This window comes from Micromonospora reichwaldensis, assembly GCF_031845925.1.
GTDB classification, from domain to species: Bacteria; Actinomycetota; Actinomycetes; order Mycobacteriales; family Micromonosporaceae; genus Micromonospora; species Micromonospora reichwaldensis.
On the sequence record NZ_JAVRFL010000006.1, the window covers coordinates 24,392 to 35,033 of the forward strand.

Genomic DNA, 10,642 nt, shown 5'->3' on the forward strand with positions numbered 1-10,642 from the left:
GCTCATGTCGGTCGTCCTACCCTGCTAGCGACCCTCGCCCGGTCGGGCTGACCGGACGTAGTGGTTGGCGCATCGACGTGCTCCGCAAGCTCACCGTGGTCGGGGACCCCGGTGAGGCGCAGCGCACGCCCGAAAGCGCGTCGCCGCACCGCTTGCGCGAAGCAGGCCGGATCCGGGTGCATGTTCGCTCCCCGACCCGGCAGCCTGCGGGCCGGATCGGGCCGAAGGCTGTGACCAGCCTCGTCGCCGACCGCGACGATCCGCAGCAATTCGCTGGCCGGCGCACGTCGCCGGCAACCCACACAGGTGCGTTCCGGCAGCGCGCGTCGTACCACTGGAGAAAGTCTACCCCTAGGAGCCCGAGATCGCGCCGCCCGGCTCCGGGACGTGATCAGCTCCGCTCCGGCCGGCGGCACCGGACTGCTCGGCGTCGGACCGGATGTCGATCCGCCAACCGGTCAACCGGGCAGCAAGTCGGGCGTTCTGCCCCTCCCGACCGATGGCGAGGGAGAGCTGGAAGTCCGGGACGGTGACCCGGGCGGTGCGGGTGGCCAGGTCGACCACCTCGACCCGCAGGGCCTTGGCCGGCGACAGGGCGTTGCCGACGAACGTCGCCGGGTCGTCCGACCAGTCGATGATGTCGATCTTCTCGCCGTGCAACTCGCTCATGACGGCCCGTACCCGCTGCCCCATCGGGCCGATGCAGGCGCCCTTGGCGTTGACCCCCTGGGTGGTGGAGCGGACCGCGATCTTCGTACGGTGACCCGCCTCACGTGCGATCGCGCCGATCTCGACCGTGCCGTCGGCGATCTCCGGCACCTCGAGCGCGAAGAGCTTCTTGACCAGCGCCGGGTGCGACCGGGAGAGGGTGATCTGCGGCCCACGCATCCCCTTGGCCACGTGCACCACCACGCAGCGGATCCGCTCGCCGTGCGCGTAGCGCTCGCCGGGCACCTGCTCGGACTGCGGCAGGACGCCCTCCAGCTTGCCGAGGTCGACGCTGACGATGCCCTTCTCGCTGCGCGCCTCGTGCGCCTGCACCACGCCGGTGACCAGGTCACCGTCGCGGCCCACGTACTCGCCGAAGTGCACCTCGTCGGTGGCCTCCCGCAGTCGCTGGAGGATCACCTGCTTGGCCGTCATGGCGGCGATCCGCCCGAAGTCGTGCGGGGTGTCGTCCCACTCCCGTACGACGGTGCCGTCGTCGTCCAGCTCCTGCGCGTAGACCAGGGCCGCGCCGGACTTGCGGTCGATCTCCACCCGGGCGTGCGACTCCGCCCCCTCGGTGTGCCGGTAGGCGGTCAGCAACGCGGTCTCGATCGCCGCGAGGATCGTGTCGAACGGGATCTCCCGCTCGCGCTCGAGTGCGCGCAGCGCCGCGAGGTCGATGTTCACCTCTCCTCGTCCTCCACATCATCTTCGTCGTCGAAGTCGTCGGTGTCGTCCATGTCGTCGGGTTCGTCCGTCTCCTCGATCTCGTCGAGGCGGTGGAACTCGACCTGCACCCGGCCGGGGCCGAGCTCTGCGTACGTCCACGCGGCGCGGCCGGCGTCGGTCTCCAGCACCACGCGCTCGTCGTCGGCCTCGACCACCCGGCCGGTGACCTGCCGGTCGCCGGTGGGCTGCCCGGCCCGCTGGCCGGACGGGGCGCCCGCGCCGCGGGCGGTCACCTTCACCAGCCGGCCGACGTTGCGCCGCCAGTGCCGGGGCAGCGTGAGCGGGCGGTCCACGCCGGGGGAGCTGACCTCCAGCTGGTACTCCCCGGCGACGAGGTCGCCGGAGGCCTCCTCGGCCGCGTCGAGGGCCGCGGAGACGGCCCGGGAGACCTCGGCGACGGCATCCAGGTTGATCCCGCCGTCGGCGTCCACGATCACCCGCACCACGTGCCGCCGGCCGGCGCGGGACACGGAGAGTTCCTCCAGGTCGTAACCGGCGCCGGCGACCACCGGCTCGATCACCTCGCGCAGCCGGGCCCGCCGGGCGGCGAGGTCGCCGCGCGGACCGCCGGCACGCTCCCCGCCCCGTGGGGCGTCGGCGCGTCGGGGTCTCCCCGCCGGACCCGTCGGCCTCGTGGCACGGCCACGCTGCGTCATCTCCGCACCCTCCTGCTGATCGACGGCACCCGGTCGGCCGCCATGCCGGCACGCCACCGGAGCTGACGCGCCGGTGGCTGCGCAGAGCGTAACGCGCCTGCCGCACGGCGGGCCGGGCGGCGCACCGACGCCGGTCGCCCACGTACGACCGGTGATGGTGTTGACTTGTCCGGTGGCGACGGGCAGAACGACACGACGCGGCGAGACTACCGGGCATTCCCGGCGAAAGGTGCTGCGCGCCGGGGCCCTCCTGGCGCTCGGCGGAGCGGCGGCGCCGCTGACCGGCTGCGGTCTCCTGAACCGCGACGACGACCCCGCCCCCGGGCCGGATCCGCTCACGCCCCTGCTCGACGAGTCGCTCCGGCTCGCCGCCGGGCACCGGGACGCCGCCGCCGCGCACCCCGCGCTCGCCGGCCTGCTCACGCCGATCGCCGAGGCGCACCGCGCGCACGCGGCCGAACTGGCCCGGCTCATCGGCGTACCGCTGCCCTCGGCGTCCGCCACGGCCAGCCCCGCCGCGCCGGGCGACCCGGCGGCGGCACGGGCCGCGCTGCGCGAGGACGAACGCGCCGCCCGGGAGGCGGCGACCCGGGCCTGTGCGGCGGCGCCGGCGGAGCGGGCCGCGCTGCTCGCCTCGATCGCCGCCGCCCGGGCCACGCACGTGGAGGCGCTGAGGTGACCGCGCCGACACCGCCGGGACCGGCCGGGGCGCTGGGCGCGGCGCTCTCCGCCGAGTACGCCGCGATCTGGGCGTACGGGCCCATCGGGGTACGCCTCACCGGCGCCGCCCGGACCGCCGCGAAGGAGGCGGAGGCCGCGCACCGGCGCCGCCGCGACGACCTGATCGTGCAGTTGAGCGCCGGTGGCGGGAACGTCCCGCCGGACCGGGCCGGCTACACGCTGCCGTTCCCGGTCACCGACCGGGCGAGCGCGCTGCGGCTGGCCGCCGAGGTGGAGGAGCGCACTGCCGCGTTCTGGCGGGCGGCGGTGCCGGCCACCAGCGGCGCCGACCGGGACAGGGCCCTGGCCGCCCTGGTCGAGTACGCCGTACGGGCCACCCGCTGGCGACGGACGGCCGGGATCACCCCGCTGACGGTGCCGTTCCCGGGCCGACCCACCTGACCGGCCGGCCCTCGACGCCCACTCCGGTTGCGGGTCGCATACCAGGTATGCATACTCCGTTGCCATGTCCATCCGTCACGGGCTGCTCGCCCTGCTCGAACGCGGCCAGATGTACGGCTACCAGCTGCGCGCCGCGTTCGAGGAGTCGACCGGCTCGACCTGGCCGCTGAACATCGGGCAGGTCTACACCACCCTGTCCCGGCTGGAGCGGGACGGGCTGGTCCGGTCGCTGCCCGAGAGCGAGACGGGGCAGCGCCCGTACGAGATCACCGACGCCGGACGGACGGACCTGGCCCTGTGGTTCGCCACTCCGATCAGCCGCACCGACCGGCCCCGGGACGAGCTGGCTATCAAGCTCGCCCTCGCGCTGACCACCCCCGGAGTGGACGTCCGGTCGGTGGTGCAGACCCAGCGCAGCGCGACCATGCGGACGTTGCAGGAGTTGACCCGGTTGAAGTACGCCAGCGACCGCCCCGAGGACCTGCCGTGGCGGCTGGTGCTGGACGCCATGGTCTTCCAGGCCGAGGCCGAGGTGCGCTGGCTGGACCACTGCGAGACCAGCCTCGTGCGCTACCGTCCGACGGAGCCCGGGCGCGTGCCGACGACGCCCGCCGAGGCGGTGGACCGGGCGGACCAGGAGGCGCGACGGTGAGCACGGGGAGCGGGCCGGCGGGCGGGAACCCCGCCACGCCCGTGCTCGACGTGCGTGCCGTGCACCGCACCCACGGCTCCGGCGCGGCGGCCGTGCACGCGCTGCGCGGGGTGAGCCTCACCGTGCGCGCGGGGGAACTCGTCGCCGTGATGGGACCGTCCGGCTCGGGGAAGTCGACCCTGCTCGCCCTGGCCGGCGGGCTGGACGGCCCCACGGCGGGCGAGGTGTACGTCGAGGGCGAGCCGCTCGGCGCCCTCGACCGGCGGCGGCTGGCCCAGGTGCGGCGCCGCCGCATCGGCTACGTCTTCCAGGACCTCAACCTGCTCGGCAGCCTCAGCGCCGTGGAGAACGTCGCCCTCCCCCTCGAACTCGACGGCACGGGCGTACGCCGGGCCCGCCGCCTCGCGCTGGACGCGCTGGCCGAGGTGGGCCTGCCCGAGCTGGGCGACCGGTTCCCCGACCAGCTCTCCGGCGGGCAGCAGCAGCGGGTGGCGATCGCCCGCGCGCTCGTCGGGGAGCGTCGGCTGGTGCTCGCCGACGAACCGACCGGCGCGCTGGACTCGCAGACCGGCGAGGCGGTGCTGCACCTGCTGCGCCGGCGGGTCGACGCCGGGGCCGCCGCCGTGCTGGTCACCCACGAGGCGCGCCACGCCGCCTGGGCCGATCGGGTGGTCTTCCTGCGCGACGGGGTGCTGGTCGACACGACGGCCCCGCTGGGCAGCGTGGAGCAGCTGCTGAGCGGCAGCGGTCGGTGAGCGCGGGCCGGGGTGGCCGGCTCGCCCGGGCCGCCGGTTCCTGGTGGGCCGCGCTGCGGATCGCCCGGCGGGAGGCCCGGCGGGCCCGGGGTCGTACGGCGCTGGTGCTCGCGATGATCACGCTGCCGGTGCTGGTGCTGAGCTTCACCGCGGTGAGCTGGCGGATGTCCGAGCTGACCCCGGTCGAGCGGGCCGACCGCCAGCTCGGCGCGGCCGACGCGGAGCTGACCTGGGTGACGCGGATCCCGCTCGTGCAGAGCGCCTGGGCCGAGACCTGGCGCACCGACCCGGAGGAGGCTCCCCCGGTCGGGCCCGTCACCGCCGGGCAGGTGACCGCCCTCCTGCCGGCCGGGAGCCGGGTGGTCCCGCTGCGCCGCTGGGTGCCGTTCGACGCCCGGGTCGGCGAGCGGGTCGACGACGGCCTCACGGCGCGCGCCGTGGACCTCGACGATCCGCTCGGCCGGGGGCTGGTCCGGTTCCACTCGGGGCGGGCGCCGGCCGGGCCGGGCGAGATCGCCGTCAGCCCGGCGGGCCTGCGCCGCCTCGACGTCCGCCTCGGCGGCGGCGTCACCTCCGGCGACGGCGCCCGCTCCTGGCGGGTGGTCGGGGTGGCCGAGTACCCCGACGACCTGGGCCCGGTGGTGACGCTGCACCCGTCGGACGGGCGGATGGAGAGCGAGTCGGGCACGAGCTGGCTCGTCGACCTGCCCGGCGACCCCGACGAGGGGCTGTTCCGCCGGCTCAACGCCCACGGCGTCCTGATGCACGCCCGGGTCCCCGCCCCGGCGTCGGACACCGTCGCGTTCCCGGCGTATGGCCGCTCCGCCATGGACGTGGAGGGGATGAGCGTCTCGGTGCTCGTCGGCGGGCTGGGGCTGCTGGAGGTGGTGCTGCTCGTCGGGCCGGCCTTCGCGGTCGGCGTACGGCGGCGGCGCCGGGAGCTCGCGCTGGTGGCGGTGGCCGGCGGGGACGACGCCCACCTGCGCCGCATCGTGCTGGCCGACGGCGTGGTGCTGGGTGCCGTCGGCGCCGCCGTCGGGGTCGCGCTGGGCGTCGCCGCCGCGTTCGCCGGCCGCTCGCTGGTGGAGCAGCACCTCTTCGGCGTGCGCTTCGGCGCGTACCGCTGGTGGCCGGAGGCGCTCGCGGCGATCGCCGCCGTCGCGGTGCTGGCCGGGGTGCTGGCCGCGCTGGCCCCGGCCTGGACGGCGGCCCGGCAGGACGTGGTGGCGGGGCTGGCCGGGCGGCGCACCCCGCCGGCGCACCGGCGACGCTGGTTGACCGTCGGGGTGCTCCTGGCCGCCGCCGGGGCCGCGGTGGCCGCGTTCGGGGCGGCCCGGACGGCACCGGCGGTCATCCTGGCCGGCCTCGTCCTCGGCGAGCTGGGCCTGGTCTTCGCCACCCCGACGCTGGTCGGCCTGCTCGCGCGCCTCGGGCGGTCGCTGCCGCTGGCGCCCCGGATCGCGCTGCGCGACGCCAGCCGCAACCGGTCGTCGACCGCCCCCGCGATCTCCGCCGTGATGGCCGCGGTCGCCGGCAGCGTCGCCATCGGCGTGTACCTGGCCAGCGACGACGCCCGGTCGGCCACGATGTACCTGCCGTCCCTGCCGGCCACCACGGTGCTGGTCACCGGGTCGGACGGGGAGAGCCTGCCCGAGCTGTCCGGGGTCAGCGAGGCCGCGCGCGCCCACCTGGGGGTCCGGACGGTGGCGCCGCTGGCGGAGCCCCGGTGCGGGACGGCCACCGACCTGTGCGTGGTCTCGCCGGTGCTGCCCGCCGAGCGCGTCTGCCCGTGGACGCCGGGCGACAGGCTCACCCCGGAGCAGCAGCGCCGCGCCCGCGCCGACGCCCGCTGCGCGGAACCCGAGGAGCACCTCGGCCGGTACTTCCACGTCCTGGTGGACGACGGGACGGCCCTGCCGGCACTCACCGGCGCCGCCCCCGCCGACGTCGCCGCCGCCACCGCCGTGCTGCGGGCCGGCGGGGCGGTCGTGACCGATCCGCGCTACGTGCGCGACGGGCGGGTCGACGTGCGGGTGACCCGCGCCGGGCAGGCCCGGCCCGATCCCCAGGCCGTCACCACCGTCGCCGGGTACCCGCTGCCCACCGCGCTGGGGGCGGACCGGCTGCTGCTCTCCCCGGCGGCCGCCGGGCGGCTCGGCCTGAACGTCCATCCGCTCGGCTGGGCGATCGCCGCCGACGGCGTGCCCGACGAGGACCGGCAGGACCGGTTCGTCGCCGCCGTACGTCCACTGCACGCACAGGTCGAGATCGACCGGGGCGCCCAGGGCGACGCGGGACGGCCGCTGCTGCTCCTGCTGGCCGCCGCCGCCGGGGTGATCACCCTGGGCGCCGCCGCCATCGCCACCGGGCTGGCGGCGGCCGAGGGGCGGGCCGACCTGTCCACCCTCGCGGCGGTCGGCGCCGGCCCGGGACTGCGCCGGCTGCTCTCGCTCTGCCAGTCCGGGGTGATCGCCGTGCTGGGCTCCGCGCTCGGCATCGTGGCCGGCCTCGGCTCCGCGTCGATCATCCTGACCGCCCTCAACCGCCGGTACGCCACTCTGTGGCCCGTCCCGGAGCCGTACCCGGTCGTGGTCCCGTGGATCACGCTCGGCGTCCTGGTGGTGGTGCCGCTGGCCGCCATGCTCGGCGCGGGACTCCTCACCCGCTCCCGGCTGCCGATCGAGCGACGTCTCGACTGAGGGCCCGCGAAGGGGCACACTGTTGCCGTGCCCGTACTGGGAGCCCTCACCCGCCGGGTCGGCCACCACCGCTGGTTCGGCGCCGCCGTCCGCCTGCTCGTCCCCGCCGACCGGATGGTCGGGCGGCTCACCCGGGGCCGGGTGGTCGCGCTCGGGCTCATCCCGTCGCTGGTCATCACCACCACCGGCCGCCGCTCCGGCAAGCCGCGCAGCAATCCGCTGCTCTACGTGCCCGACGGCGACGCGTACGTGGTGGTCGGCTCCAACTTCGGCCAGACCCACCAGCCCGGCTGGGCGATGAACCTGCGCGCCGATTCGGCCGCCGAGGTGGCCGTCAAGGGCCGCCGCGTCCCGGTGCGCGCCGACGTCGCCACCGGCGCCGAACGGGACCGCCTCTGGTCGCTGCTGGTCACCGAGTGGCCCGCCTACCGGGCGTACGCCCAGCGGGCCGGCGGCCGGGAGATCCTCGTCTTCCGGCTGGTGCCCACCGGGCGCGGCGTGCCGGGCGGGCCGACCGCCCGCGAATAGGCTGGTGCGGTGACCGGCGCCGACGGCGAACCCCACCCCGACGATCCACGGTGGGCGGTGGCCGAGCGGGTCGCCGACGCCGTGCGCCGGCGGTTCCCGGCCGACGTGCTGGCGGTCGCGGTGCACGGTCCACTCGCCCACGGCGACGACGACGGCGGCGGTGACGGCGAGGTCGGGCTGCTGGTGGTGACGTACCGGCCCGGCGGCGGGCCGTCCCCGGCGACCCGGCGGGTCGACGGCGTGCTGGTCGACCTGACCGTGGCCGGCGCCGACGACTACCTGCGCCAGGCCCGGGTGATCTCTCCGCTCTGGCCGTTGACCGCCGACCGCTACGTCAGCACCCGGGCGCTGCACGACCCCACCGGCTGGCTGCGCACCCTGCGCGACGCGCACCTGGGCCGGCTGGCCCGGGCCCGGCCGGCCGAGTTCAGCACGGCGGCCCGCCGGGCCTGGTACCGGGGCGGGGCGGCGCACGCCCGGGCCGCCCGGCTGGCCGAGTGGTACGAGACCGACCAGGCGCTGCTGATGCTCGGCGAGGCGCGGCTGGCGGCGGCCACGGTCGCCGGCCTGCTCAGCCGCACCTACTTCCGCGACCCGGGCGACGCGGTGCGCCGGACGGGACTGGCGGGCGCGGACATGACCGAGGTGGGCGTCGTCCTGACCCGCCAGGCGGACGAGCTGGCGGCCCGGGGCCGCCCCGTCGACGGCACGGTCGACGACCTTCTCGACGGCTGACACCGCACCGGACGGTGCCCACCGGACGCCGGGCGGGCCGGCGCGGGAAGCTCAGCCGAGCCCGCCCTGCACGCCGATGAGGGTGCCGACGAGATACGTGGCGCCGGCCGCCGCCGCGCCGAGCAGGAGCTGACGCAGACCGCCGGACCACCAGGGTCGGGCGGTGAACCGGGCGACCACCGCCCCGGCCACGAAGAGCCCGAGCCCGCCGACCGCGAGCGCCAGCCACAGGCTCGTCGCGCCGAACAGGTACGTCAGCAGCGGCACCAGCGCCCCGACCGAGAAGAACAGGAACGACGAGATCGCGGCGGCCCAGGGGCTGGGCTGCTCGTCCGGGTCGACGCCGAGCTCCTCCCGGACGTGCACCCGCAGCGCCTCCTCCGGGTTGCGCCGGACGGCCTGGGCGACCTCCATGGCCAGGTCGGGCGGCAGTCCCCGGGCGACCCACGCCTCGGCCAGCTCGCGCGCCTCCGCCTCGGGGTGCCGCTCCAGCTCGCGACGCTCCTTGGCGACCTCGGCCGCGACCTGTTCGTTCGCCGAGCGGACGCTGGTGTACTCCCCCAGCCCCATCGAGATGGCGCCGGCCACCAGGCCGGCCACGCCGGTGAGCACGACGCTGCGCGGCGACACCCCGCCGCCCGCCACCCCGGCGATCAGGGCGATGTTGGTGACCAGCCCGTCCATCGCCCCGAAGACTGCGGGGCGCAGCCAACCGCCGGAGACGTCCGCGTGGTGCGCCTCACGCAGCGCCGCCGGGGTCTCCGTCACGGCAGCGTGAGGATCTCGTGGCCGTCCTCGGTCACCACGATGGTGTGCTCGAACTGGGCCGTCCACCTGCGGTCCTTCGTCACCACGGTCCAGCCGTCGTCCCACATGTCGTACTCGTGGGTGCCGAGGGTGATCATCGGCTCGATGGTGAAGGTCATCCCCGGCTCCATCACGTCCGTGGGGCGGGGGCTGTCGTAGTGCGGCACGTAGAGCCCGCTGTGGAACGCCTCGCCGATCCCGTGGCCGGTGAAGTCGCGCACGACGCCGTAGCCGAAGCGCTTCGCGTACGACTCGATGACCCGGCCGATCACGTTGATCTGGCGGCCCGGGGCGACCGCGCGGATGCCGCGCATCATCGCCTCGTGGGTCCGCTCGACCAGCAGCCGGGCCTCCTCGTCGACCTCGCCCACGCAGAAGGTGGCGTCCGTGTCGCCGTGCACCCCGTCGAGGTACGCGGTCACGTCGACGTTGATGATGTCGCCGTCGGCGAGCACGGTGGAGTCCGGGATGCCGTGGCAGATCACCTCGTTGAGGCTGGTGCAGCAGGACTTCGGGAAGCCCCGGTAGCCCAGCGTCGACGGGTAGGCGCCGTGGTCGCAGAGGAACTCGTGCACGACCCGGTCGATCTCGTCGGTGCTCACGCCGGGCTTGCAGTGCTCGCCGGCGAGCTGGGTGGCCTGCGCCGCGAGCCGACCGGCGACCCGCATCTTCTCGATGGTCTCCGGGGTCTGCACGTGCGAGCCGCGCCACTCCTGGGGACGCTTCTTGCCCACGTACTCCGGGCGGACGATGTGGGCGGGCACGGGCCGCAGCGGGGTGAGCGTGCCGGGGGTCAGCGGCGCACGGACGGTCATGACGCGAGTTTATCGCCGCGCCCGGTGGTGACCCCCGCCACCGCCCGCCCGGAGCGGTTGTTGCCGTGCCCGGTCGGCTGTGCAATTGTGGCTCCGTGGATCAAGGGGGCGGCGCGTCTCCCGTCTTCTCCGCCAGCGCGGAGATCGACGGTGACCACCTCCGCGTCCTGGTCACCGGCGAGGTCGACATGGCCACCGCCGACGTCATGTTCCAGACCGCGCTGCGGGAGCCGGCCGAGCGGGTGACGCTCGACCTGCGGGCGGTCACCTTCTTCGACTCGGCGGCCATCCACGCCGTGGTCCGGCTGGCCCAGCAGCTTCCCGGCGCGCTCACCGTGCTGCCGTCGCGGCAGGTCCACCGGGTGCTGGACATCTCCGGCCTGGCCGACCAGGCCTGGCTCCGCCCGGCCTGACCCCCGCACCCACGCCGCACGGC

13 protein-coding genes are annotated in these 10,642 nt (G+C 76.0%); 8 read left to right on the top strand and 5 right to left on the bottom strand.

Annotation, left to right across the window (positions count from 1 at the left end):
• Positions 1–2 precede the first annotated feature (2 nt).
• From RM555_RS06640 to rimP, 3 genes are read right to left on the bottom strand one after another with little or no spacing between them, the layout of a single operon-like run.
• Positions 3–335, bottom strand: coding sequence for a YlxR family protein (locus tag RM555_RS06640; protein ID WP_132232814.1), 333 nt, complete (start codon positions 333–335; stop codon positions 3–5).
• Between the two features lie 16 nt (positions 336–351).
• Positions 352–1,395: a transcription termination factor NusA gene (nusA, locus tag RM555_RS06645; protein WP_311410894.1), complete on the bottom strand. Its 1,044-nt coding sequence runs from the start codon at positions 1,393–1,395 to the stop codon at positions 352–354.
• Positions 1,392–2,093 carry a ribosome maturation factor RimP gene (gene rimP, locus RM555_RS06650; protein WP_311410895.1) on the bottom strand — a complete coding sequence of 234 codons (702 nt, stop codon included), beginning with the start codon at positions 2,091–2,093 and terminating at the stop codon, positions 1,392–1,394. The genes nusA and rimP overlap by 4 nt, the downstream gene beginning before the upstream one ends.
• 229 nt (positions 2,094–2,322) lie before the next feature.
• On the opposite strand from rimP, the gene RM555_RS06655 reads away from it, so the two are divergent.
• The 7 genes from RM555_RS06655 (at position 2,323) to RM555_RS06685 (ending at position 8,584) form a co-directional block, all read left to right on the top strand.
• On the top strand, positions 2,323–2,772 hold the full coding sequence (locus RM555_RS06655; RefSeq protein ID WP_311410896.1) for a hypothetical protein: 450 nt from the start codon (positions 2,323–2,325) through the stop codon (positions 2,770–2,772).
• Positions 2,769–3,215 carry a ferritin-like domain-containing protein gene (locus RM555_RS06660; RefSeq protein WP_311410897.1) on the top strand — a complete coding sequence of 149 codons (447 nt, stop codon included), beginning with the start codon at positions 2,769–2,771 and terminating at the stop codon, positions 3,213–3,215. The genes RM555_RS06655 and RM555_RS06660 overlap by 4 nt, the downstream gene beginning before the upstream one ends.
• A 64-nt stretch (positions 3,216–3,279) precedes the next feature.
• Entirely contained in the window at positions 3,280–3,867 is a 588-nt protein-coding gene (locus RM555_RS06665) for a PadR family transcriptional regulator (RefSeq protein ID WP_311410898.1), read from the top strand.
• Positions 3,864–4,622: an ABC transporter ATP-binding protein gene (locus tag RM555_RS06670; protein ID WP_311410899.1), complete on the top strand. Its 759-nt coding sequence runs from the start codon at positions 3,864–3,866 to the stop codon at positions 4,620–4,622. The genes RM555_RS06665 and RM555_RS06670 overlap by 4 nt, the downstream gene beginning before the upstream one ends.
• A complete protein-coding gene (locus RM555_RS06675; RefSeq protein ID WP_311410900.1) occupies positions 4,619–7,321 on the top strand; it encodes an ABC transporter permease in 2,703 nt (900 codons plus the stop codon). The genes RM555_RS06670 and RM555_RS06675 overlap by 4 nt, the downstream gene beginning before the upstream one ends.
• Positions 7,322–7,348: 27 nt before the next feature.
• On the top strand, positions 7,349–7,849 hold the full coding sequence (locus tag RM555_RS06680; protein WP_311410901.1) for a nitroreductase/quinone reductase family protein: 501 nt from the start codon (positions 7,349–7,351) through the stop codon (positions 7,847–7,849).
• Between the two features lie 9 nt (positions 7,850–7,858).
• Positions 7,859–8,584 (top strand): nucleotidyltransferase domain-containing protein, encoded by a 726-nt coding sequence (locus RM555_RS06685; protein WP_311410902.1) that lies wholly within the window; start codon positions 7,859–7,861, stop codon positions 8,582–8,584.
• Between the two features lie 51 nt (positions 8,585–8,635).
• On the opposite strand, the gene RM555_RS06690 is transcribed toward RM555_RS06685, so the two are convergent.
• Entirely contained in the window at positions 8,636–9,352 is a 717-nt protein-coding gene (locus RM555_RS06690) for a VIT1/CCC1 transporter family protein (RefSeq protein WP_132232798.1), read from the bottom strand.
• Positions 9,349–10,206: a type I methionyl aminopeptidase gene (gene map / locus RM555_RS06695; protein ID WP_132232796.1), complete on the bottom strand. Its 858-nt coding sequence runs from the start codon at positions 10,204–10,206 to the stop codon at positions 9,349–9,351. Before map ends, RM555_RS06690 begins: the two co-directional genes overlap by 4 nt.
• A gap of 95 nt (positions 10,207–10,301) precedes the next feature.
• On the opposite strand from map, the gene RM555_RS06700 reads away from it, so the two are divergent.
• Positions 10,302–10,619: an STAS domain-containing protein gene (locus tag RM555_RS06700; RefSeq protein ID WP_311410903.1), complete on the top strand. Its 318-nt coding sequence runs from the start codon at positions 10,302–10,304 to the stop codon at positions 10,617–10,619.
• The last annotated feature ends 23 nt before the right edge of the window (positions 10,620–10,642 follow it).